The sequence below is a fragment of the Phorcysia thermohydrogeniphila genome (assembly GCF_004339575.1).
Taxonomy (GTDB): domain Bacteria; phylum Aquificota; class Aquificia; order Desulfurobacteriales; family Desulfurobacteriaceae; genus Phorcysia; species Phorcysia thermohydrogeniphila.
The window spans coordinates 193,248-216,210 of sequence record NZ_SMFV01000001.1 but is presented as its reverse complement, the minus strand read 5'-3'; the positions used below and the strand labels follow the sequence as shown (position 1 = coordinate 216,210).

The following is a 22,963-nucleotide window of genomic DNA, read 5'->3' as shown; positions in this document are numbered from 1 at the left end:
GCTAATGAAGAGGAAGTTTAACTTCATAGGAAAGAGGTACTTAGCCTACGCGATTTCCCTGCTCCTGATAGTAGGTTCTTGGGTTTACGGTGTCTTCGTGAAAGGTCCTCAGTTCGGTATAGACTTTACCGGTGGTGTTCTCGTTCAGGTTAAGGTAGAGGAAGAGGGAATAACGACGGGAAGGCTTAGGGAGCTCTTTAAGGGTAAAGTGGACGGCGTTACAGTTCAAAACATTGAGAGTGAGAACGAGTTCTTGATAAAAGCTCCTGTTATTGGCGACCCCAACAAGGTTACTGAGAAGGTAACCCATACTGTAAAGGAGGCCTTCGGGAGTAAGGCAGAGATAAGAAGGGTTGAGATGATAGGTCCTACAGTCGGTAAGGAGCTCCGAGAGAAGGGAACTATGGCCTTAATTTATGCCCTCATTGGCATTCTTCTTTACGTCGCTTGGCGTTTTGAACCGATTTTTGCCTTTGGAGCTATCTTAGCTCTTGTTCACGATACACTTGCAACCATTGGTATATTCATGTCTGTTGGTAGGGAATTCAGCCTTCCCGTAATTGCGGCGCTCCTTACAGTTATCGGTTACTCAATCAACGACACAATCGTCGTTTACGACAGGATTAGGGAAAACATGAAGGTTTTGCTGCGGAGCAAGCCCTTTGAAGAACTCGTTAACGACAGTATAAATCAAACACTTTCAAGAACCTTGATTACCTCCTTAACCACCTTTTTCGTTGTTCTGTGCCTTTACCTCTTCGGTGGTGGAGTGATAAACGACTTTGCCTTTGTTCTCCTTGTTGGAATCATAGTCGGTACCTACTCTTCTATCTTTATAGCGAGCGCTATTGTTGTTGACTGGTACAAATACGTTAAGAAGATGAAATAGTCTGATATGAAGATAGTTCACAGATATGTTTCTCTTGAGATACTCAGAGTCTTCTTCTTAACCCTTGGACTTTTCATTTTCGTAATCTTAATGGATAGAGCTTCAAGTATTGCAGAAACCGTTTTAGGGCAAGGAGTTTCAGCTCTTGACTTTTTCTCAGTCCTCCTAAAGGCCGTTCCTGCCTTTCTCGGAATCACTATTCCCATGTCCTTTGTCCTTTCCGTTTTAATCGTATTCATACAGATGGGTAGCAACAACGAGCTCATAGCCCTGAGATCCTGTGGAGTAAGCTTAAAGGAGCTCTCAAAGCCCGTTTTTGCCCTTGGACTCCTCTTTTCGCTCCTTTCCTTTTTTTCACTGATGTTCCTTATGCCAAAGAGCAACGTTGCTATGAAGAAGGAGATAGAGGAACTCCTTAAAAAGAAGATAACGATGAGCATAACCCCAAAGAGCTTTAGCTCCAATTTCCCCGGAGTAACCTTTTACGCCGAAAAGATATACCCTAAGAAAGGCTACCTTGAGAACTTCATGGTAACTATAGGCAGGAACAAGGAGCTTGTGACAATATTTGCAAAAAAAGGAGTTCTGAGAACGGAAGGAGACACCGTGTTCCTTGATATAGAGGATGGAAGTGCCCAAGTTCTAAACTGGCAAAGACCTTCTGAGTTTAAACTCCTAAACTTTAAGAACTATACGGTTAAACTTTACAAATTTTCGGAGAGAGAACAGTTTAAGGCTGTTAAATACAAAGACTTTTTTCAGCTCCTCTCTATGGATGGAAAAGAGTCTAAAGTTGAGCTTATCAAAAGGGTAGGTTTGGCTTTTGCTCCGGCTATAGTCGGAATTCTCGCCTTCTCCATAGCCGTTCTGATACCGAGAGGCTCTCTAGGCACGGGTGTAGTTATAAGCCTTGGAATAATTGTTAGTTACTACATTCTCTATACCTTCTCAAAAAAGATAGCCTTAAAAAGCGGTATGGTTTTCCTGCCGTTACTGCCCGATGCTGTATTCCTTTTATTGACAGCTTACCTCTATAGGCAGGCTATCAAGGAAACTCTTCGCTTTGACATTGGTGGAAGATGGTAAAGACTTTAGACAGGTACGTTTTTAAGGAGTCCTTTAAGTTCTTTATCCTTGCTCTCTCTACATTTCTTGTCCTTTTTGTCGTGATAGATTTCGTAAGCAACGTTGATACTTTCATGAAGGCAGGGTTAAAGGAAGGGTTCACCTACGTTTTATCAAGGTTACCACTTTACGCCGTTCGTGTAATACCGATAGCCGTTCTGATTGCCACTATGGTAACTATGTCCTCTTTTTCGTCAACAAGCGAGCTAACGGCCGTCAAGGCCTTAGGTATAAGCGTTTATAGGTTCTCACTACCGATAATCTGTTTAGGACTTGCCGCCTCCTTTACCTCCTTGTTTTTACAGGAATTTATCGTTCCTCCTACCGTTAAAGTAGCAAACGAGATTAAGTTTAAAGCCCTTGGCAAGAAAAAGAAAGAACTTTTCGTTTCGGCCGGTTCTTTGTGGTTTAGGACAGCCGATAACCGCTTTGTCTATATGGAACGCTTTTTCCCAGAGTCTGGAAGGGCTGAAAGAATTTCCATCTTTAAGGTAACTCCAAACTTTGTACCGGTAGAGAGAATTGATGCAGAGTCTGGAGAGAATGTAGAAGGTTCTACTTGGGAGCTAAAAAAGTGTTACCTTAGGAATCTTGAAAAGCTGTCCCTTAAATTTAGGAAGAAAATGGAGGTAAACCTTGGGATAGACAGGAATGACCTTGTATTTTCCAAAATAGAGCCGGAGACGATGGGGGTCGTGGAACTCTTCCTCTTTGTCAAACAGCTCGGGAAGATAGGCTACGACGTCACTCCTTTCCTTGTTGAAATGTACTCAAAACTCTCCCTCTCCTTTTTGCCTGTAGTTGTGGCAGTTATAGGCATCCCTTTAGGAGTTTTTAACCCCCGTAACAGAAAGGGTTACACCCTCGTCATAGCAGTCCTCTTAATAGTTTCAATGTGGATAACGATTTCCTTCTTCCTAAGCCTTGGTAAGAGTGGAGTTCTGCCTCCATTCTATTCAGCCTTTGCTCCCTTATTCCTCTTCCTTTCCGTAGGGCTTGTCCTTTTAGCAAGGACAGAAACTTAACTTTATATAATACTTCATGAAAGTCCTTGCTGTTCTTTGGCAAAATATCTGAATTAGATTTCCTAAAAAAGAAATAGGAGGAATTATTGAAGTTTAACCTCTCTAAGGCTAAGAGGGCACAAAAAGAACTCCGAAAGAAAATAGAGCTTAACCCCCTTAAAAAAGAACCTAAACTCGTTGCTGGCTGCGACCTTACTTTCCTTGACCCTTATAAAACTCCAACCCTCGGGATAGGAGCTTTTGTAGTTTTGAAGTGGCCGGAGCTCTCCCTCGTAGAAGTTCAGTGGGAAGTCTTAGAGATAAAAATTCCCTACTATCCCGGCTTTCTGGCCTTTAGGGAGATTCCTCTCCTTGTTAAAACCTTTAGAAAGTTAAAAAACAAACCGGACGTTGTAATCGTAGACGGCCACGGAATAGCTCACCCAAGGAGGCTTGGAATAGCTACCCACTTTGGCATAGTAGAAAAAGTCCCAACCGTAGGCTGTGCCAAAAAACCCCTCTACGGCAAGTTCAAAGAGCCCTGTAAAGAGAAAGGATGTTACGAGAAAATCGTAGACCCTAAAACACAAGAACTAATTGGCTTTGTCTTAAGAACAAAAAACAACGTAAAGCCCGTTTACGTATCTCCCGGTAATTTAATAACCTTTGAAGAAGTTATTCCATTAGTAAATTCCCTTGTTACAAAATACAAACTCCCAGAACCAACCCGCCTCGCCCACAACTATTTGCAGAAAATAAGGAAAGGGATACAAAACGCCTGTAACGGGAAACCAACAAATTCCGATAAATCCCTATTTTAGCTTGCGCTGTCCAAAATTCTACTGTCCAATAGATTCACTGTTTAAGGAAAAAAGAAAGGGTCTAACAGAAATAGGATTAAAACCGATAATAAGTGGCGTAAAGAGTACCTTATGCTGTTTGTAGTGGGTAGATAGATTAAGGTATAATTCAGGTCAAATTTCAAGGTTGGAGGGAAGTAATGGCTGTTGAGAGGACTCTTGTAATTATCAAGCCTGACGCTGTGAAGAAGAACGCAGTAGGGGACATCATCAGGATTTTTCAGGAGAACGACCTGAAACTCCTTGCGATAAAGATGGTTCACCTTACAAAGGAACAGGCCAAGAAGTTCTACATCGTTCACAAGGATAGGCCTTTCTACGATGAGCTTACAGACTTTATGTCCTCTGGTCCTTGTGTTCCTATGGTTCTTGAGGGAGAGAACGCTATTGCAAGGGTAAGGGAAATCATAGGTGCTACAGACCCGGCTAAGGCTGCTGAGGGTACAATCAGGAAGAAGTACGGAACTGACGTAGGAAGGAACGCCGTTCATGCATCCGACTCTCCTGAGTCTGCTGCTTATGAGATTCCTTTCTTCTTTAATCAGCTTGAGATTCACGAGCAGTAAAGGAGGGGGAGCTCCACTCCCCCTTTTTAACTTTATGGGGAGATTGGATGGACGATAGTTTCAGTATCCTGAGTCTAACTGCTGAAGAACCTTGCGAAGAAGCTAAGGAAAGGGGAAAGGAAGTAGAAGTAAAACACTTTGTATTTGAAGACCTTTTAGATACTCAAGAGAAACTAGTCTGTAACTGCTTGGCTGTTAACGAGCTTTTTAGCGTCTACCACTATCTTCTGAGAAAGGACTTAAGGTCTCTCTTTTCAAGGAAGGAGGAACTCTCCCTCGGCTGTTATTTAGCGTACCGCGGCGGAAGCCTTTTCACCTTTGAGGACTTTAACTTTAAGATTCATTCCTTGGAAGAATTTTCGCTTCTTGTTGAGGCTGTTGAGGTCTCTTCAGGTAGCAGTTTCTACTTTGAGCTGTGTAACCTCTGCGAGCTTCCCGAAAGAACTCCCCACGAGCAAGATGTCATTTTGACGCTCTACGCTACTTCTCTTAAGAGGTTACCTCCTTCGGTTCACTTTGACCAAATAGCCGATGAGAACAGAGAAATTCTGAAACTTGCAGTTAGGGGGAACGAAAAGGCTACCGAAAAGCTTGAAAGGGAGCTCGGGGAGAGAGAAACAGAAAGGCTCTTGGCGGAGTTTAGAACTCGTCCGGAGGAGCTCTTTGATACCTGCATACTCTCTACTCAAAACCTTTACTCCATCATAGGCATAGTAACTTCTGTCAGGAAAGTAAGCGTTTTGGGGAAATCTCTTTACTCTGTTGGACTATTTTCGGAAGAAGTCAACCTTACAGTTCTTGCTCCGACTTCTGTCAGAGTAACGGATGGTGATAGAATAGAGGTATCAGGTAGGATGTACGGTGTTGCCGTTTTCTGAAAACCTTAGGGAGGGAAGATATTGAAAATAGGTAGGTTTAAAGCTGGGGAGAGAACAATTTTTGGCCTTATAAGGGGTAGAGAAATAGTGCCCTTAAAAGAAACCAGAGTATCTGAACTTATGGAGAGTATTACTCCTACAGATGAAGTTTTGTCCTTTAGAGACGTTAAGTTCCTGTCCCCGACGAGGCCTACGAAGATAGTTGCTGTTGGCCTTAATTACAAGGCACATGCAGAAGAGATGGGGAAACCTTTACCGGAAGAGCCACTTCTCTTTATGAAGCCATCAACGGCCGTTATTGCGAACAAAATGAGAATTGTCCTGCCCCAAATGTCAGAGAGGGTGGACTACGAAGGAGAGCTGGCGATTGTTATCGGGAAAAGGTGTAGGAAGGTTTCCCCGGAAGAGGCTAAGGACTACATTCTTGGATATTCTTGCTTTAACGATGTAACGGCCAGAGATTTACAGCAGAAAGACGTTCAGTATACCCGTGCTAAGTCCTTTGACACTTTTGCACCTTATGGTCCTTGGCTTGTAACGGATATTGACCCTATGAATCTCAAAATCGTAACCAGAGTAAACGGTGAAGTAAAGCAGGAGGGAAATACTGCCGATATGATTTTCTCTCCTTTTGAGCTCGTTTCTTTTATTTCACAGGTAATGACACTCCTTCCCGGAGATGTTATAGCTACTGGTACTCCTCCGGGGGTTGGTCCTTTAAGTGCAGGGGATAGGGTTGAAATTGAGATAGAGGGTATAGGGACGCTGATAAACTACGTAGTAGCTGAAGAGTAACAAGAGACAAGGAAGTGGTAGTAGGAGACTATTTAGAAATATCGTTAATTTCTTTTTTTGTCTCCTTTATCTTTGGCCTTGGAGGGCTTGGCTCTGCTGTTGCTCTCATTCCAATTTTGGTGTTCTTAGGTGTTCCTTTCCATTTAGCAAGGTCTGCAGGACTTTTTACCAACGTCCTTTCTACCTTATCTGCTACTCTTCATAACCTTAAAAAGGGACTCGTGGATATTAAGTTTGCCCTTCCAATAGTTGTGGCGTCTATGCTCTTTTCTCCCTTGGGAGCTTACTTTTCTCACTTTGTTCCGGAGAGGTTAGTTGGGTTAGCCTTCGCACTGTTTCTTTTCTTTGCCGGAGTTATGATTTACATACCGAAGAAGGGAGGTAACAGGGAGAGCTCCTCCCCCATCTTTCCTCTTTTTGTCGGCTCTCTTGCAGGATTTGTTTCTGGGTTTTTGGGAGTTGGAGGGGGAGCTCTAATATCTCCCTTGTTGATAGTAGCGGGGTTTAACCCTAAGAAGGTTGCAGCTGTTACCGCCTTTGCAGTTCCTTTTTCTTCTTTTATAGGTTTTTTAACCTACTGGAAGATGGGTAGCGTTGACTGGAAGGTTGTGCTATTTGCGGGAGTTCCTGCTGTTATTTCTGGATACTTAGCGGCATACCTTAGTCATAGTTACCTCAGTGCGTCTCTGGTTAAAAAACTCTTGGGAATTATCTTCTTCTTGTTTGGGGTAAAACTTTTGCTAAAATTCTTAATATAGAATATAAAGAAAGGAGGATGGAATGTTGAGGGAACGCATAAAGCAAATGGATCTTGACTTTTTCGCAGCTGGGGGACCTAAGATAGGGCTTGACGCCTTTTTGGAGCTCTGGAAAAAGGGCGAGGCTATACTGCTTGACGTCAGGTTTGAAGAGGAGGTAGAGCTCTTTAAAGTCGGCTTTGGAATAAACATTCCTCTCTACAAACTTCCGGAAAATTTGGAGAGACTACCTAAGGACAAGCTTATAGTTACTTTCTGTCCAGAAAAAGTGAGGGCTACCTTGGCCTACTCTTACCTTGTGAGTGAAGGATTTGAGAATGTAAAGGTTCTTTCAGCTTCCCCTTCGGATATAATTGCTAAGGTCAAGCCGGGATTTATTAAGAAGTTAAAGGAGGAGAAAGAATGAAAGTTCTTGCAATAAACGGTTCCCATAGGAAAGGGTCAACTCTTATTCTGTTAGAGGAGGCTTTAAAGGAGCTCTCTGAGTTTGAGACGGAGGTTATTTCTCTCTGCGACTACAAACTTGAGTACTGTAAGGTCTGTAACGCCTGCAAGAAGAACGGAGGTATCTGCATTGTTAACGACGGCTATCAGGAGATAGAGAAAAAAATGAAAGAGGCCGACGCCATTATCGTTGGTTCTCCCGTTTACTTTGGCTCAATAACCGGAATGCTAAAAACCCTCTTTGACAGGTCAAGAACTTTAAGGGTTAACTGGGAGTTAAAGGACAAGGTGTGTGCAGCAATAACCGTTGGAGCTACGCAGCACGGAGGACAGGAGCATACCTTACAGGCAATTCACGCGTGGGCTCTAATTCACGGAATGATTCTCGTTGCAGACTCAGACCCCACTGCCCACTTTGGGGGGGCTGCTGTTGCAAAGCAAGTTGACGGCGAGTTTAAGATTGACGAGTGGGGACTCCAGACTGCAAGGAGCGTTGGTAAGAGAGTAAGGGAGGTTCTAAAGGCGATTAAGGGATAAGGGAGCTCTCCCGAGCTCCTCTTTTCCTATTTAACTGCTGAGAGGAGGAAAATCAAAAAAGAAATAAGGGTTATCGCTGCTCCGGAGGGGACGTCAAGTGTAAAGGATAGGAGAATCCCCAAGAGTGAAGTAATAAAACCAAAAACGACGGAGAGGAGGAAAAACTCCCCGTAACTCCTTGAGAACCTGTAGGCTGACGCTGCCGGCATAACAAGGAGGGAAAATACTAAGAGAGCCCCAACTGCTTTAATTGAGAGGGTTACGACTAAGGATATGAGACAGGAGGCTGTGAAGGTTAGGAGCTCCACCTTGTATCCGGAAGCTTTAGCTATATCCTGACTAAAGGTTATTAGGTAGATGTCCCTCCAGAAGAAGAAGTAAAAGGAGAAGGTAAGGATAGTCGCCAAGGCCAAGAGGAAAAGGTCTACAGTTTCAACGCTCAATGGACTGCCAAAGAGGTAGGAGAGGGCCTCTGAACCGTAACTTTTTGAAAAGCTTAAAAAGATAACGGCAAGTCCCATACTCGTTGCAAAGAGAACTCCTATGGTTACATCGTAGTGAATGGCCTTTTTGGTGCTTAAATACCACAGGGCTGTTCCTGCAACGGCTGAAAAGAGGAAAGCCCACAAAAGAGGGGAACTTCCAAGCATGAGCCCGAAAGTCACGCCGGCAAAGGCAACGTGGGCAAGCCCTGCCCCTATAAAGGCCATCTTCCTGAGGATTACGTAAGTGCCTGCGGCAGAGCAGGTAATACCGGTAAGAATGGCCGATATAAGGGCTTTAATCCCGAAGCCGTACTGAAGGTAGGTAAGGGGATTACTTAGTTCCATTACCTTTATTTACGTTTAACATAGGGATTAGTTTGTTGTCGTAAGGGGTAATTACAAATGTGTTGTTGGGGCTGTTTGCAAGCTCTTTGAGGGTCTGGAGGTAGTACCACTGGAGATACTTTTCAGAGAGGGAGTTTGCAATAATCCTGTTTGACTCGGCGATTCCCCTTGCCTCTGTTATCTTCCTCTCTGCCTCAAGCCTTTCTTTCTCTATGACAAACTTCATCTTTTCAGCTTCTTCCTTTGCCCTTAACTTCTCCTCTATCTTCTCAACTACCTTCTTAGGAAGCCTAACGTCCCTTAAAAGAAGGTCTACAACCTGAATGTGGGCTGTGAGTAGCCTCTTTTTGAGCTCGTCGTAAATGGTCTTTTGGAGCTCTGCCCTTTTTGTTGAGTAGAGGTCCTCTATCTTGTAGCGAGCTATGACGTTCCTTACAGTTTCCCTCACTATTGAGATGATTACCTTTTCGGCAAAGTCCACTCCGTAGTTCTTGTAAATTTCATCTGCCTTCTGTGGAACGATTCTATAAAGGACTGTTACGTCAAGCCTTACGGGGAGTCCTTCTATACTTAAAGCTGTAATTGGGTTTCTCGTTTTTGTCGTCATGTCTATTTTTTCAACACGGGTTGAAAAGATTACGACGCTCTCAATCCAAGGTAGAACAATGTGAACACCGGGGTAGAGCTCCTCCTTGTCCACCTTTCCAAGCCTTAACTTTACTCCTACCTCTCCGGCGTCAATAACGTGGAGGGAGCGGGTTAAGGCTATGGCGACTACAGCCAGCAGGAGGACGATTAGGACGGGAGCTCTACCTCTCCTCTCCATTCTCTTTCTCCTTCAGCTTCTTAAGGTACTCTTGGGCTTTCTTGTGTTTCACGACGTCGCCCGTCTTATAATATATGGCATACTCGGCGATGTTCGTTGCGTGGTCGCCGACCCTCTCAAGGGACTTAACTACGAGGATTAACCTTACGGCTAAGCTTCCGTGCTCAGGGTTCTTCTCTGCAATCTCCACAAGCTCCTCAAAGAGCCTGTCGTAGAAGCTGTCAACTATGTCGTCCTTGTCTATAACTTCCTTTGCAAGCTCTGTGTCCCCACGAAGGAGGGCCATTACGGCGTCTTTTAACATCTCGCTTACTATCTGGAGCATCCTCGGAAGGTCAACGTAGGGCTTTAGTGGAGGGTGCTTTGCAAGGTGAATTGCCGTCTCGCATATGTCCCTTGCAAGGTCTCCAACCCTCTCAAGATCAACTATACTCTTTAGGATTGAGACGACGAACCTTAGGTCTGTGGCCTCTGGAGAGTAAAGGGCAAGAACTCTAACGCACTTTTCTTCAATCTCAAGCTCCTTTAAATCTATGAGCCTGTCGTACTGGTAGGTTATCTCTGCCTTTTCTGTGTCCCTTTCAATCAGGGCTTCCATAGCCTCGTTTATTATTTTTTTGGACATATCTGCCATTTCAATGAAATTTCTCTTCAGCTCATCAAGGTCTTCTATGTAGCGTTCAATCATTTCCTCTCCTCCTTCAAAGGTGATACCCAGAGGATTCTACCATACGCCCTTTTAAAGGTGCTGGTAGAGGTGGGAGATGAGGACGTCAAAGGCTCTTTCTATTCTCTCTTCTGTGTTTTTTGTGTTTATCGGTGAGATGGAGAGCTCCTTTTCTATTACGTCAATGAGGAGTAGGAGCTCCTTTAACCCTTCAGGTTCGTTTACCCTGTAAACGACGAGGCGTTTTAGGAAGGGAAAAAGGTAGTTTTCTAAGAGAAACCTGTAGCTGAGGGCTTTTTCTGAGGAAAAATCAACTCTTTGGTTTATTGACACTATTGACTCTAGCTTCCTTTCTTCTTCGCCACTTAGGGCGTTCTTAAACTTGAGGAGCTTTTTTTCTATTTCTTCTTTCAAGCTTGGGATTGAGAAGTCCCTGATGCTACAGGAGGGAATTCTTCCCTCTGCAAAGCGTGTGAGGTGTAGAAAGTCGTCGTCCCTTTCTGGGTCGTAACAGCCCATTAGCAGTTTTCCTCCTTTACGGGTCTTGAGAGGAGCTCCTCCATAACCTCTACCGGCTTCCTCCCTTCATATATTACTTTATAGACCGCCTCGCTAATTGGCATCTCAACTTTCAGTTTCCTTGAAAGCTGGTGGACTGCCTTGACTGTGTAGACCCCTTCAACGACGTACTTTTCGTCAACCTTTCCCTCTCCCCTACCGATAGAGAGACCAAACTGTCTGTTACGGGAGAGGTTACCCGTGCACGTTAGGACTAAGTCCCCGACCCCTGAGAGGCCGTAAAAGGTCTCCTCCTTAGCTCCCATAGCTTTTCCGAGTCGCCTTATCTCGTGGAGTCCCCTCGTTATGAGGGCAGCCCTTGCGTTGTTCCCAAGCCCCATTCCGTCGGCAATTCCCGTTGCTATGGCAATGACGTTCTTTAGAGCTCCCCCAAGCTCCACTCCTAAGACGTCGCCTGAGGCGTAAAAGCGAAAGGTCTTCGTATTTAAGGCCTTTACGAGCTGTAGGGTCTTTTCCTCCTCTATCCCTGCGATAACGGCTGCTGCAGGGAGGCCGGAGGCTATCTCTTTTGCAAAGGTTGGGCCTGAAAGGACAAAGTAGTTCTCACAAGCTCCAAAGATTTGGAAGTATATCTGGGAGAGCGTTTTTAGGCTTTTAACGTCTATTCCTTTGCTTGCACATATGAGTGGTTTTCCCCTTAGCAGTTCTTCGTGCTTTTTCCAGAAATCTGCCGTGAACTGGGTGGGTATGACCGATAAAACTACGTCGGCTTCTCCGATTGCCTCTTGGGGGGAGTTTGTAGCCCTTACGCTTTCTGGGTAGGTAACCCCTTCAAGGAAGACGCTGTTTTCTCTTTTTTTGTTAATCTCCTCAGAGATTTCTGGCTCTCTACACCACTGGATAACAGAAAAGCCGTTCCTGCCAAAGTGGACAGCTAAAGCAGAGCCCCAGCTTCCTGAACCGAGGATGGAGAGCTTCACTCTTTCACCTCTACAAAGGAGTTGCCTGTTCTCTTAAAGACTCCGGAAACGAGAATGCCGTTTTCCTTAAAGTGTTTGAGTAGCCTGTCCTTGTCCTCTGCCTTAACGAGGATTCCAACTCCACACCCTTCAAATATCTCGTCGGGAATTGGCACGGAAACAGCTTTGAAGCCTTTAATGTACTTTTCTGCTTTTAAACCTTCAGGAACGGAAGGGAAGGATATGCAGTAGTCGTACCTGTTAAACAGCCCGGTTAGCCTGAGGAAAAATTCTTTGATGTGAAGCCTTATTCCGTTTGCAACAAAGTAAACCTTCTCTCCAAAGCTTTTAGCTTCCATGCCTTTCCTCCTGTAACTTCTTGAGTGCTAGAGCTCCCTCGTAGAATATCCAAGTCGCTAAAACTACCTGAATTAGAGCAGCTATGCCTATTACGCTGAATTTCCACTTAATAAATAGCATAACAAGTGACCAGAGAGTAATCACTGCCATAAAGAAAGCAGGAACTCCCGGTATGAACCAGTAGCGTCCTTTTCCGGTCTTTATCAGCCATATCATAACCACAAACAGGGCTAAGGCTGCTATGAGCTGGTTTGTAGCTCCAAAGACCGGCCACAGTGCCTTCCATACGGGTAGAACCTTGACCTCTCCGTTTGGGAGGGGTTCTTTGTACTTGAGGAAGACGAGGAGCGCAGGGATAATGAGGGACGCTCCGGTGGCTATAAAGCGGTTTTTAATCCCTGTGAGTTCTGTAAATACGTAACGGGCAAGGCGCGTTCCCGTATCTGTGCTCGTTAGGATGAAGGAAGAAAGGGCGAGCATACCGAAGGCCATCCCGACGGTTTCGGGAATTCCAAGGAAGTTCATAAAGCGCCCGATTCCTGCGCCGTAGATAGCGCCTATGTTGGAGCTCTTCCTGAGGGCCTCAAGCTCTGTCGTTGTTAGTGCCATCACGAATATCACTGACATAACGGCTACAACTCCCTCAAGGAGCATTGCACCGTAGCCAACGGTTAGGGCGTCGCTTTCCTTGTCAAGTTGTTTAGACGTTGTTCCAGAGCCTACGAGGGAGTGAAATCCTGAGATAGAGCCACAGGCTATAACTACAAAGAGTAAGGGAATTAGGGGCTCGTTGTGGGAGCTAAAAAATCCTATGAAGGCCGGAAGGTTAGATTCAACCTTCCCAAAAGAGAGGAGTATTCCAATTCCCGCTCCTATAACTGCGCCGTAGAGGAGGAAGCTTGATAGGTAGTCCCTCGGCTGAAGGAGAATCCAGACCGGCGTAACGGAGGCTATCGCAACGTAGAGGAGAAGAATGATGTTCCAAGCGTTTGCTGAAAGGTTTATGGGAAAGAGCTGTCCAACGTAAACAGCTCCGTAGACAAGGATGACAAAGATGAGGGTTGCAAGCTTAAGGCTCTTTTTAAAGTGGTAGACGAGAAAACCAAAGATTATTGCCAAAACGATGTAGATAATGGCAGAGGTTGCAACGCCCCCACCGATGGGGATTTCCTTAACAATCTGGCCGTTTTCCACTACCGGCATCTTTGCGTTAAAGGTCATTTGGGCAACGTTTATGAAGACGGCGATAACGTATAGAAGGGCAAGCCATATGAGGAGCTTAAAGATGAAGCCTGCCCTTTTTGAAAGGTATGTGCTTCCTATCTCTGCAATTGACCTTGCCTTGTTGCGAATGGAGGCAATGAGGGCGCTCATATCGTGAACGCCACCAAAGAAGATGTTTCCGATTATTATCCAGAGGTAGGCAGGTAGCCATCCCCAAGAGGTTGCTGCGTTGATTGGGCCAAGAATAGGCCCTGCACCTGCAATAGAAGAAAAGTGGTGTCCTAAAAGAACCGGCGCTGGAGCTGGGACGTAGTCAACTCCGTCCTTCATCGTGTGGGCTGGGGTTTTGTTCTTATCGTTAAGGTTAAAGACTTTATCCCTTAAGAACCTACCGTAGGTGAAGAAGGCCAGCCCAAATAGGAGGATGGCCACTATGAAAAGGACTGTAAGCATTCCTTAACCTCCTACGGTTTTAAGTCGTGATAATTTTAAACTTTTGCTACAATACAAATAGGGTTCTTTGAAAGCTGAATAGGGCTTAGGGCATTTCAACAACCTAAACAAAGTTCAGGAAGGTGTAACCTTTTTGGGTCTTTAGACGTTGCAATACAGCGAGTTGTAGTTATTACTAAAGTTCTTTAGAACGGGAAGCCCTTGATTTTCAATGCTTCAAATTTTGACCTGTTGAAAAGCCCTGAAAAGTGGAAGGGATTGCGACGAGGCAGGTCGTCAATCTCCATGCTCTCAATGTCGCTTTGGTTGAAATGCCCTGAAAAGTGGAAGGGATTGCGACAATTCGCTGGCAAAACTTATCTGTCTAATCTTCCTCTTGATACTCGTTGAAATGCCCTGAAAAGTGGAAGGTTTTTAAAGTTCTTCATAGGGGGGAGTCTGAGGGGGGATGATAATCCCCCCTCACGGTTGTCTGCCCTGAAAAGTAGATGGGTTTTTGATGTTTTCAGAAGGGGGAGTTTGAGGGGGATGGAATCCCCCCTCACGATTTATACAGCCTCTTCGGAAGAGAGTTGGTTGGACTGGAGGAGTTTTTTGATTCTTTCCTTTAGGAAGTAGTCTATCGTCTCAACCCTTATTTTTATTGAACCGGAGGGGCGGTTTTCGTCTATTTCGTGGAAGGTGAAGTAAGGAGTTCCACTTTTTTCGGCTATTTCCTCAATGAGGGAGTAGATGGGGGCGTCGTGGCCACACCTGAAAGAAGAAAGGTCTAATATTGCAAGGTTAGGGTGGCCTGCTGCGTAAAGAGCTCCCCACACCTTCCTGTTTGTATTCTCGCTGTAGGACTTTTTCCAGATGTCCCTAATTGTGAAGGGGTCTCTCTCTTTAAATACCTTTTTAAGGAACTCTTCCTTAAGTGGCAAGGAGTCTATTGTCAGTATCGGGTAGCCTCTCTTTTGGAGTTCCTCTGTTATCCCGTGGTTTATTCCGGGGTCGTTGTGGTAGGGTCTTCCGAGAACTAAAATGGCGATTCTGTTTTCAAGCTCTACCTTCCTTAATACTTTCTCTCCAAGTTTTCTGAGTTCCTCTTGGTACTGGGAGAGAGCTCTAAAACCCTCCTCTATGGCCTTCCTGTTTTCCTCTTTACTTAAGTCTAAGAGCTCCTTAAAGGTAGTGAACATTTCATACTCAAGGAGCTCCCTATCGTGAAAGTGGAGTAGGGGGTCAAGGAGGGTAATGCCGTTCTTTTTAAAGACGTCCTCCTCCTTTGTCAGGACAGCCCTTACAGATATTGGCGTTCCTGTAACCGTCGGACAGGCGTGGGAGGCCTCGCTGTCTTTAAACATGCTCCTTAGTGTCGCAACCTTTGGAAGGAATATAACGTCCGGCTTTTTCTTTAAGAGGTTTCTAATGTGGGCGAGGACTACTTTACTTGGAAAGCATGGGTCTATAGCTCCTCCACGGAGCTCCTCCCTCACAAGCTTTTCAGAGGTGTAGTCCGAAAAGATAAACTTCTCAACTCCGAGAGACTCAAGATATCCCCTAAAGAAGGGGGCAAGGGCGTAAAAGTTTAGAACTCTTGGAATTCCAAACCTTAGCTTTTTCCTCCTGTCTATTACGTTCTTCTTCCAGAAGAGGAAACCTCTCTTTTCCCTGTAAACCTTTTTAACCGGGTAACTCTCAAAAACCTTCTTTGCTGAAATCTCCTGAAGGTTGGGGTTCTCTTCGCGGATTCTGTTTAGCTTTTTGACTACCTCCTTTACGCCTGAGATGTTTTCTGCCGTTCCTTTCTCACAGGGGGCTATGATGTAGCTCCTCTTTCCCTTTTTTGTGTTTACGTAGATAAATGTTCTCAAGCACCTGTTCGTGCAGAAACTACAGCGGGTAGTCTCATCGCTCTTTATCTCAAAGTTAAGGTTTAAGAGGGCCTCTATTCCGAGGAAGGAGCTCCGGCCGTCGTAGTTCCTCATTGCTTCAATAGCTGCACCGAAAGCTCCTGCCTCTCCGGCTATCGGGTGAACGAGGACCTCGGCCTCAGGCACTCTCTCCTTTATGAAGTCGTACTGGGCTTTTACGGCTGCTAAGTTCCTCTGAGTCCCACCCTGAAGTAAAAAGCGCCTTCCTAACTTCCTGAGGTTGGGCTCTTTAACGACGTAGAGCCAGATGTTTTTCGGTAAAACTTTTGCAAGTCCTGCCATTATCTCGTGGGGCTTCCAGCCAAGGCGCTGAAAGTTGACGATGTCCTGCTCTAAGAAAACGGCACAGCCAAAGTTAAACCGTGGGGCGTACTCTGCCTTAAAGGCCACCTCTGCGAACTCTTCTGGCTTATATCCGAACCTTTCTGCCGTTGACTGGAGGAAGTAGCCGTTTCCTGCCGAGCACTGTGTATTTAGCTTAAAGTCCTTTACTTCACCGTCCTTTAAAATCATTACCTTGATGTCCTGTCCACCAACGTCAACTATTACGTCAACGTCTTTAAAGAAGTGCTTTGCAGATATCGTGTGGGCTACAGTTTCAACTACAGCTACGTCTGCCCCGAGGGTCTCTTTTAGCATGTCCTTGGCGTAGCCCGTAACTCCTACTGAAAGGACTGAGAGCTCTGCTCCCCACCTTTCTACCTGCTCCTTTAAACTCCTTACGACCTCTTTTACGTCTTCTAAGGGGTTTCCCTTGGAGAGGGTATAGGCAGTGGCAAGGAGCTCTCCTTTTTTACTGATGAGAACGGCCTTTGTGGAGGTAGAGCCTCCGTCAATTCCGAGAAAGGCCTTAACCTTTTCGCCTCTTTTAAAGACTGGAGGAGAGAAGGGCTTTACCGAGTACTTTCTGCGAAACTCCTCAAGATCCTCTCCCGGCTTTAGGAGGCCTCTCTCTCCCGTTCTTGCCTTAAAGACTGTGATGGAGCGCCTGCTAAACTCAAGGAGTCCGTCTTTCCCCCTGTAGGGACTCTCTTCAAACTCTGCAAAGAGGGCGCTACCTATGGCTGCAAAGTACTGGGAGTTTTCTGGGAGGAAAACGGAAAAACTGTCGTACTTTACCCCTTTTTCTTCCCAGAGTTTCTGTAGGTGGTAGCGCCAGCACTCTACAAGTGCCGGAAAGAACGTATTTGGACCTCCAAGGAGAATAACTTTTGGCCTTAGCGTGTGTCCTCTTGTTAGGACGGCAAGGTTCTGAACGACGATTGCATTGAAGAGAGATATGAGGAGCTCCTCGGCGGGAACTCCTGCCTTCTGGAGGCTGTTTATGTCCGTCTCGGCAAAAACTCCACACTTTGCAGCTACCGGGTGAACCTTAGAGGGGTCAAACCTTACGGATGTAGCCACCTCCAGTGGAAGCTTTAGCTTTGATATTATCCTGTCAATCGTTGCACCTGTTCCGCCGGCACACTTGTCGTTCATCGTTGTGATTTTTCTTCTAAAACCGCCGGCGTCTATCCAGAAAATCATCTTTGCGTCCTGACCACCGAGCTCTACGGCAGAGCTCGTTTCTGGGTGGAGTCTTTCAACTGCCAAACTTACGGCGTTAACCTCCTGAATAAAGCGAACCCTTAGGGCTTTTGCTAAGTCTCCTCCTCCACTTCCCGTCATAAAGAGGTGGAATTCCTTTCCTGCAATTTCTTCAAACTTTTCAAGGAGCTTCAGAACCTTTTCGGCTTGGCGGGCTTCGTGTCTTTCGTAGTGCTCAAAGAGAATGTTCCCTTTCTCGTCAAGTAGGACACCCTTAACTGTAGTTGAACCTACGTCTATTCCGGCCTTCAGCATTCTTTCTCCATTAAGCTTTAATAGAAATTTAATGTAGCAGTGCTAAAATTTCCAAACAGGAGGGAAGGATGAAAAGGTTAACGGTTTTTGCAGTTCTCCTTCTTGCCTCCTGCACAGCCACAAAGGAGCAGGAGCTAAAGGTAAACGCCCTTGAGGCAAGGGTTCAGGTTCTTGAACTAAAACAGTCAGAGCTTGAGAAGGAGCTAAAAGCCCTTAAGAAGAAACACCTGTCTGTTAAAGAGGAAATTCCAAAGTTAAAGGTCTCACTCTCCTCCTTAGAGCAGAAATTGTCGGCTCTGGAGGACTTGGTAAAGGAGCTTGAGGGAGAGGTTAGAAGGAGTGAGGTATCCCTTGAAGGCCTAAGGGGAGAGCTAAAGAAGGCCGCAGAGAGTGTAAAGGAAGATGCCAGAATGAGGATAGAGGAGCTAGCAGAGAGGTTAGAGAAGGAAATTCAAACCTTCCACTCAGCTCTTTCTATTTTGAGGGAGGAGTTTTCCGGTAGGGTTTCTGAGCTTGACAGCAGGATTTCCGAAGTTGAGAAGCGCCTTAAAAGCTTAAGGATTCCCTCTATCAGAATTGAGAGGGTTAAGCCGGAGAAGTAGTTAAGCTCCTCCAAAGGCCTTTTTGAGGTTATACTCAATCTCTAACTGAAAGCTTAAGGTTCTGTTCTTTACGCTTTCAGGTATAGGTGGAAACTTTGCCCTCTCTATAGCTATGCATGTAGCTTCCATAAGGATTCGGCTTGCCCCCTTTACCGGCTTACAGCTTAGCACCTTCCCCTGCCTGTTGAGGGTAAACTTCACCTCAACGATTCCCTCTTCCCCTTTCTCTATGGCCTCCAAGGGGTAAAAGATGTTCTCCTCTATGGCAGACTTTACAGCTTCAACGTAGCTTAGAGGAAGGTTACCCTGAAGGGGTTTTAGACCACCGGGTTTTTTCTGTTTCCTTTCTTTCTTCACCCTCTTCTTTTTGTCCGGTAGCTGTTTGGCCGGCTTTTGGGAGCTCAGCTTTGGCTTGCTCTTTTGAGGGGGAGGTGGTGGCGTTCTTCTCTTTACCGGCTGGCCAACTTCCCTTTTTACTGTTACGGTTCTCCTCTGGGGTTTTAGGAGAGAAATCTTTATTACCCTTTTAACCTCCCTCTTTGGAGGCTTAATCACACTCTTTGATATGAAGAAGAAGCCTGCCTCTAAGAGGGTGGCAACAGCTAAGGCTATCAGGAGTCTAACGGGAGCTCTCATCCTTTTCCTTCGCTATGAGTCCTATGGAGTTGATTTTTGCCTTCTGTGCTGCGTCAAGGACGTTTACGAGGGACTGAACGTCTGCCTCCCTGTCGGCGTTTATGGCAAGGGAGACCTGAGGGTTCTTCTTCTTAAAGCCCTTTAGTAGTCTTACGAGCTGGTTAAATGTTAGCTTATGCTTTCCGTACCAGAAAGAGCCGTCCTTCTTGATGGTGATGGTAACTACCTCCCTTTTGGGCTGGAAGGAGGACTTTTGAATGGTTTCGGGAGGGTTGGTCTTTATTGCAAGGCCGGGGATAATGCTTCCTGCTATGAGAACAAAAAAAGCCAGCAAGAAGAGCATTACATCAACCATAGGAATTATTATTAGCTCAGGTTTTTCTTCTCTCTCGCAATCTCTAAATCGGAACATGCTTACCCCGAGAAACGGATTTGGTATAAAATGATTATAGTCCATTGCTGGAGGATTTACCCGTGATTGACTTAGAAATAGTTCATAAAGGTGTATTTTTCTCCCTTTACTTTCTCTTTTTCTTGGCAAGTGTCATTTTCATAGAAAGGCTTCTCTACTTTGTTTTTGCCTTCCCGGCTGAAAGAAAGCTCCTTCTTAAAGAGGCTGAAGGGGCGGACGAAAGAGGTGTAGAGATTCTCTACCACACCTACGTCTCAAAGCTAAAAAGGGGTAGAGGGGTAATAGCTTTTGTGATAACGGCTTCTCCACTTTTGGGGCTCCTTGGGACGGTTCTCGGCATCATGAATTCATTTACGACGATGGCAGAAAGGGGAGTATCGGACATAACGGCCGTAAGCAAGGGAATAGCTTTTGCTCTACAGGCTACGGCCTTGGGTATAGTTATCGCCGTGGTTGCTCTTGCTTACTACCACGTAGTTGGGGGACTCGTTAGATCCTACGAGACGGAAATAAAAAAGTTAATACTCAAAGCTATGGCCGTTTCACAGGATAGCGGAGAGAAGGGCGGGCAGGAGGTAGATTAGGTCGGCTAAGAGGGCAAATATCCCGGTCGTTAGGACTGCAGCGGAAGAAACGTCTTTGGCCGCTTTTGCAAGCGGGTGAAACTCTAAGGTGGCTGTATCAACAGCCCTTTCTATGGCGGTGTTAAAGAGCTCTGCAACAAGAATTGAGTAGTTTATAAAGGCAAGAACGAGTGAGAGGCATCCTTCAAGTAGAGCTAAGGAAAGGAACGTTCCCGTTAGGCTTAAAAAGGAATTTATCCGAAAGTGCTGGTCGTTCTTAAAGGCAAAGACAAGACCTTCAAGGGCAAAGCTAATTCCTCTTACTATCTTCTTTAGTGTCTGCATCATCTGGGTACTCTATTCTGTTGTGGTGAATCCCCGATAGCACCTTCTTGAAGACCTTTTCTATTAAGGAAATGTCCTTTAATGAGAGTCCACTCTGGTTAAGCTGTCCATCTTCTACTGTTTCCATTATGAGCTTGTGTATGGCCCCATCAAGGTTAATGTTTTTATCCTTCATAGACCTTATAGCGGCTTCTACTGTGTCTGCAAGCATAACGATTCCGGCCTCCTTAAACTGGGGTTTAGGGCCGGGGTATCTGAACTTTTTCTCGTCTACTTTTTCCTCACCGTACATTTCCTTTGCCTTGTGGTAGAAGTACTTCATAAGCTTTGTTCCGTGGTGCTGTTTTATGATGTCTATTATCCTCTCTGGGAGCTTGTACTTCCTTCCAAGCTCCTCTCCATACTCAACGTGAGCTCTCAAAATTGCAGCGCTTTTTTCCGGAGGGAGCTTGTCGTGAATGTTGATTCCTTCCGATTGGTTCTCTACAAAAGCTTGGGGGTTTTTCAGCTTTCCTATATCGTGGAAGAGGCCTCCTGCCTTTGCAAGGAGGGCGTTTGCTCCTATGGCCTCTGCAGCAGCTTCTGCTAAGGTTGCGACCATTACTGAATGGTTGTAAGTTCCGGGGGCTTTGAGGATGAACTTACGAAGTAAGGGGTGATTAAGGTTTATTAGTTCCATGTAAACCATGTCGGTTGAGAACTTAAACAGATAGATGAGAAGGGGGCTTAGTCCGTTAACTACGATTCCTGTAATGAGGGAGCCAAAAATGGCTAAGGTTGGTAGGACTACCATTTCTGGCGTGAGTTTTAGGCCGTCTTTATAAATAAGGAGGAGAACCTGTAGGATAGAGATGACTATTCCTGCCGAGAGGGCACTTTTGTATATTGCGTTTCTGTCTCTATACTTCCTTGAGTCAATACAGGAAAAGATGCTGCCTATGGCAACAGGGATTATGAAGAGCTCCGGCTTTGAAAGAATGAACGATGGGATAATTGAAACGGGAAAGCTGTGGATGGTTGCTACCTTCTTTGTGATAAACATTGAGGCGAAAACTGTTGACGTAACTACAGGAACGTAGATTAAGTGTTCGTTTACCGGTAGGTTGAGGGTTTCAAGTAGTAGCTTGGCTATGAAGGTGAATCCCCTTATGAGGAGTATGTCAAGGGTAACTATGGAAAAGGAGAAGATAACGTTTTTCAGGTTGAAGGCCGATGGGCTTGTAATTCCGTAGAGCTTTACCATTAGGAAGAAGAGGATAATGGAGAGGAGAAAGAGAGAAATGTACTTGTTAGACTCCTTACCCCGGCTCTTTTCCTTTCGGAGAATTTCAATCTTTTTAGCAACTTCCGGGGAGACCTTTTCTCCTTTCTTTACGATGATTTCCCCTTTTTCCAGTGTTATATAGACGGGTTTAACTTTTGATTCTGCTTCTTTCCATAGGGTTTCCGTTTTTTCTCTCTGAAACACGTAGTTTGGCCTAATTACTTGCGCGAGTCTGCTTGCAATTTTTTCAATCTGCTCTTTGTTCCTGAAGAAGTGAGAAAGGTCGTTTTTTAGCTGGCTCTCAATCTCGGTTAGCTGCAGGAGCTCTTCAATGTTCTTCTTAACTTTCTTACCTGACGGTAGGATGATAGTTATGTTCTGGTAACCTTCAGGGACTTCAGAGATTATTCCTCTCTTGTAGTAAGAAAAGAGGATGTCCTTTAGGATGTTCCTCTGTTCAGGGGTTAGCTCCTTGAATTTTTTTAGGCTTTCGTCCAGTTCTCTTTCAGCAGAAGGGTCGTACCTGTAGATAGGTTCTACCTTCTGGCGTGCTTTTTCCCGAGCTCTTTCCGTTGCTCCTATATCCTCAACTCTTACGCTTACGGGGGAGCGTATGTCAACGGGGCTGATGTCTCCCGGACGGAGCTCCGGTATGTTTATAAAGTTAAAGGGGAGCATAATGAATGTAGCCAAGACGGCGCAAAGGAGTATCAGCCCGTAGGTATACCAGTTATCCCTCTTCTCCGCTTTCATGCTCTTCATAGGCCTTTATTATCTCCTGAACGAGTCTGTGTCTTACAACGTCTTTCCTTGAAAACTCTACGATTTCAATTCCCCTTATGTCCTTAAGAATCTTAAGGGCCTGAACGAGTCCCGACCTTTCCTTTGACGGTAAGTCAATCTGTGTTATGTCTCCGGTTATGACAACCTTTGAACCAAAACCGAGCCTCGTTAGGAACATCTTCATCTGTTCCTTTGTCGTGTTCTGGGCTTCATCAAGGATTATGAAGGCGTCGTTTAGAGTCCTTCCTCTCATGTATGCAAGTGGAGCTATCTCAAATATGTTCCTCTCTAAGAAGGAGTTGACCTTTTCCGGCTCAATCATCTCAAATAGGGCGTCGTAGAGGGGCTTAAGGTAGGGGTCTATCTTCTCCTGAAGAGTTCCGGGCAGAAATCCGAGCTTCTCTCCGGCCTCAACGGCAGGCCTTGTGAGGATAATCCTGTTAATCTTTCCGCTCTTAAAGTAGGAGACGGCTGCTGCAACGGCCAAGTAGGTCTTTCCCGTTCCTGCAGGCCCAACGCCAAAAACTATGTCGTTCTTCCTTATGGCCTCTATGTACTTCTTCTGTGTCGGCGTCTTTGCGACGATTTTCTTTCCCCTGTAGGTGGTAACGATTTCCTCTGCAGTTTCTATTATTTTCGCCTCTCTTCCACTTGAGAGTTGCGTCATGTACATATCAACGTCTGCCTTTGTTAGCTTGTGTCCAGACTTTACAAGCCCTTCAAGCTCCTTAAAGAACCTCTTAGCCCTCTCCTCGTTCTCTACGCTACCGCTTATCATTATTTCATTGCCACGGGAACCGAGCTGAACGTTTAGAATCTCTGCAAGCTTTTTGAGGTTCTCTTCCCTGTGTCCCACTATCGTGTAGAAGTCCTCTGGGCTGAGTTCCAAGGTTACTTTTATCAACT

General features: G+C 45.4%; 25 protein-coding genes. 12 read left to right on the top strand and 13 right to left on the bottom strand.

The features are described from left to right. Window positions 1-4 precede the first annotated feature (4 nt). The 10 genes from secF to CLV27_RS01055 all read left to right on the top strand — a co-directional run bounded on the left by secF (window position 5) and on the right by CLV27_RS01055 (window position 7,856). Window positions 5-889 carry a protein translocase subunit SecF gene (gene secF / locus CLV27_RS01100; protein WP_132524950.1) on the top strand — a complete coding sequence of 295 codons (885 nt, stop codon included), beginning with the start codon at window positions 5-7 and terminating at the stop codon, window positions 887-889. A 6-nt stretch (window positions 890-895) separates the two neighbouring features. Continuing rightward, entirely contained in the window at window positions 896-1,975 is a 1,080-nt protein-coding gene (locus CLV27_RS01095; protein WP_132524948.1) for an LptF/LptG family permease, read from the top strand. Further along, window positions 1,969-3,039, top strand: a complete 1,071-nt coding sequence (locus CLV27_RS01090) for an LptF/LptG family permease (protein WP_132524946.1) — start codon at window positions 1,969-1,971, stop codon at window positions 3,037-3,039. The genes CLV27_RS01095 and CLV27_RS01090 overlap by 7 nt, the downstream gene beginning before the upstream one ends. Window positions 3,040-3,125: 86 nt before the next feature. Continuing rightward, window positions 3,126-3,839 carry an endonuclease V gene (locus CLV27_RS01085; RefSeq protein WP_132524944.1) on the top strand — a complete coding sequence of 238 codons (714 nt, stop codon included), beginning with the start codon at window positions 3,126-3,128 and terminating at the stop codon, window positions 3,837-3,839. Window positions 3,840-4,018: 179 nt separating this feature from the next. Continuing rightward, a complete protein-coding gene (gene ndk, locus CLV27_RS01080) occupies window positions 4,019-4,444 on the top strand; it encodes a nucleoside-diphosphate kinase (RefSeq protein ID WP_132524942.1) in 426 nt (141 codons plus the stop codon). A 47-nt stretch (window positions 4,445-4,491) separates the two neighbouring features. Continuing rightward, complete coding sequence (locus CLV27_RS01075; RefSeq protein WP_132524939.1) at window positions 4,492-5,322, top strand: hypothetical protein; 831 nt, start codon at window positions 4,492-4,494, stop codon at window positions 5,320-5,322. A 21-nt stretch (window positions 5,323-5,343) separates the two neighbouring features. Beyond that, window positions 5,344-6,117, top strand: coding sequence for a fumarylacetoacetate hydrolase family protein (locus tag CLV27_RS01070; protein WP_132524937.1), 774 nt, complete (start codon window positions 5,344-5,346; stop codon window positions 6,115-6,117). 14 nt (window positions 6,118-6,131) lie between these two features. Beyond that, complete coding sequence (locus CLV27_RS01065; RefSeq protein ID WP_132524935.1) at window positions 6,132-6,875, top strand: sulfite exporter TauE/SafE family protein; 744 nt, start codon at window positions 6,132-6,134, stop codon at window positions 6,873-6,875. 22 nt (window positions 6,876-6,897) lie between these two features. Then, on the top strand, window positions 6,898-7,281 hold the full coding sequence (locus tag CLV27_RS01060; RefSeq protein ID WP_132524933.1) for a rhodanese-like domain-containing protein: 384 nt from the start codon (window positions 6,898-6,900) through the stop codon (window positions 7,279-7,281). Beyond that, window positions 7,278-7,856, top strand: a complete 579-nt coding sequence (locus CLV27_RS01055; RefSeq protein WP_132524931.1) for a flavodoxin family protein — start codon at window positions 7,278-7,280, stop codon at window positions 7,854-7,856. Before CLV27_RS01060 ends, CLV27_RS01055 begins: the two co-directional genes overlap by 4 nt. Window positions 7,857-7,882: 26 nt before the next feature. Here the strand turns inward: CLV27_RS01055 and CLV27_RS01050 are convergent, their stop codons facing one another. The 8 genes from CLV27_RS01050 to CLV27_RS01015 form a co-directional block, all read right to left on the bottom strand. Further along, window positions 7,883-8,686 (bottom strand): metal ABC transporter permease, encoded by an 804-nt coding sequence (locus tag CLV27_RS01050; protein WP_132524929.1) that lies wholly within the window; start codon window positions 8,684-8,686, stop codon window positions 7,883-7,885. Next, a complete protein-coding gene (locus CLV27_RS01045; RefSeq protein ID WP_132524927.1) occupies window positions 8,673-9,512 on the bottom strand; it encodes a prohibitin family protein in 840 nt (279 codons plus the stop codon). The genes CLV27_RS01050 and CLV27_RS01045 overlap by 14 nt, the downstream gene beginning before the upstream one ends. Then, the gene (phoU, locus tag CLV27_RS01040; protein WP_132524925.1) at window positions 9,496-10,200 is read right to left on the bottom strand and encodes a phosphate signaling complex protein PhoU; all 705 of its coding nucleotides are present in this window, start codon (window positions 10,198-10,200) and stop codon (window positions 9,496-9,498) included. The genes CLV27_RS01045 and phoU overlap by 17 nt, the downstream gene beginning before the upstream one ends. A 51-nt stretch (window positions 10,201-10,251) precedes the next feature. Continuing rightward, window positions 10,252-10,698 carry a hypothetical protein gene (locus CLV27_RS01035; protein WP_132524923.1) on the bottom strand — a complete coding sequence of 149 codons (447 nt, stop codon included), beginning with the start codon at window positions 10,696-10,698 and terminating at the stop codon, window positions 10,252-10,254. After that, window positions 10,698-11,678, bottom strand: coding sequence for an NAD(P)H-dependent glycerol-3-phosphate dehydrogenase (locus tag CLV27_RS01030; protein ID WP_132524921.1), 981 nt, complete (start codon window positions 11,676-11,678; stop codon window positions 10,698-10,700). Before CLV27_RS01030 ends, CLV27_RS01035 begins: the two co-directional genes overlap by 1 nt. Then, window positions 11,675-12,016, bottom strand: coding sequence for a putative Se/S carrier protein (locus tag CLV27_RS01025; RefSeq protein WP_132524919.1), 342 nt, complete (start codon window positions 12,014-12,016; stop codon window positions 11,675-11,677). The genes CLV27_RS01030 and CLV27_RS01025 overlap by 4 nt, the downstream gene beginning before the upstream one ends. Continuing rightward, the gene (locus CLV27_RS01020; RefSeq protein WP_132524917.1) at window positions 12,006-13,694 is read right to left on the bottom strand and encodes a carbon starvation CstA family protein; all 1,689 of its coding nucleotides are present in this window, start codon (window positions 13,692-13,694) and stop codon (window positions 12,006-12,008) included. Before CLV27_RS01020 ends, CLV27_RS01025 begins: the two co-directional genes overlap by 11 nt. 548 nt (window positions 13,695-14,242) lie before the next feature. Further along, on the bottom strand, window positions 14,243-17,452 hold the full coding sequence (locus CLV27_RS01015; RefSeq protein ID WP_132524915.1) for a BadF/BadG/BcrA/BcrD ATPase family protein: 3,210 nt from the start codon (window positions 17,450-17,452) through the stop codon (window positions 14,243-14,245). Window positions 17,453-17,520: 68 nt separating this feature from the next. Here CLV27_RS01015 and CLV27_RS01010 point away from each other — a divergent pair, with 68 nt between their 5' ends. Continuing rightward, window positions 17,521-18,054 (top strand): hypothetical protein, encoded by a 534-nt coding sequence (locus CLV27_RS01010; protein ID WP_132524913.1) that lies wholly within the window; start codon window positions 17,521-17,523, stop codon window positions 18,052-18,054. On the opposite strand, the gene CLV27_RS01005 is transcribed toward CLV27_RS01010, so the two are convergent. Next, window positions 18,055-18,690, bottom strand: coding sequence for an energy transducer TonB (locus CLV27_RS01005; protein WP_132524911.1), 636 nt, complete (start codon window positions 18,688-18,690; stop codon window positions 18,055-18,057). Continuing rightward, window positions 18,674-19,102, bottom strand: coding sequence for an ExbD/TolR family protein (locus CLV27_RS01000; protein WP_132524909.1), 429 nt, complete (start codon window positions 19,100-19,102; stop codon window positions 18,674-18,676). Before CLV27_RS01000 ends, CLV27_RS01005 begins: the two co-directional genes overlap by 17 nt. Window positions 19,103-19,164: 62 nt before the next feature. Between CLV27_RS01000 and CLV27_RS00995 the strand changes: the two genes are divergently transcribed. Continuing rightward, window positions 19,165-19,686 carry a MotA/TolQ/ExbB proton channel family protein gene (locus CLV27_RS00995; protein ID WP_132524906.1) on the top strand — a complete coding sequence of 174 codons (522 nt, stop codon included), beginning with the start codon at window positions 19,165-19,167 and terminating at the stop codon, window positions 19,684-19,686. Here the strand turns inward: CLV27_RS00995 and CLV27_RS00990 are convergent. The 3 genes from CLV27_RS00990 to CLV27_RS00980 are packed head-to-tail and all read right to left on the bottom strand — an operon-like array spanning window position 19,645 to window position 22,961. Next, window positions 19,645-20,013: a diacylglycerol kinase gene (locus CLV27_RS00990; protein ID WP_132524904.1), complete on the bottom strand. Its 369-nt coding sequence runs from the start codon at window positions 20,011-20,013 to the stop codon at window positions 19,645-19,647. The genes CLV27_RS00995 and CLV27_RS00990 overlap by 42 nt on opposite strands. Further along, window positions 19,976-22,027, bottom strand: a complete 2,052-nt coding sequence (locus tag CLV27_RS00985; RefSeq protein WP_243644824.1) for an HD family phosphohydrolase — start codon at window positions 22,025-22,027, stop codon at window positions 19,976-19,978. Before CLV27_RS00985 ends, CLV27_RS00990 begins: the two co-directional genes overlap by 38 nt. Then, window positions 22,005-22,961: a PhoH family protein gene (locus CLV27_RS00980; RefSeq protein WP_132524900.1), complete on the bottom strand. Its 957-nt coding sequence runs from the start codon at window positions 22,959-22,961 to the stop codon at window positions 22,005-22,007. Before CLV27_RS00980 ends, CLV27_RS00985 begins: the two co-directional genes overlap by 23 nt. Between the last annotated feature and the right edge of the window lie 2 nt (window positions 22,962-22,963).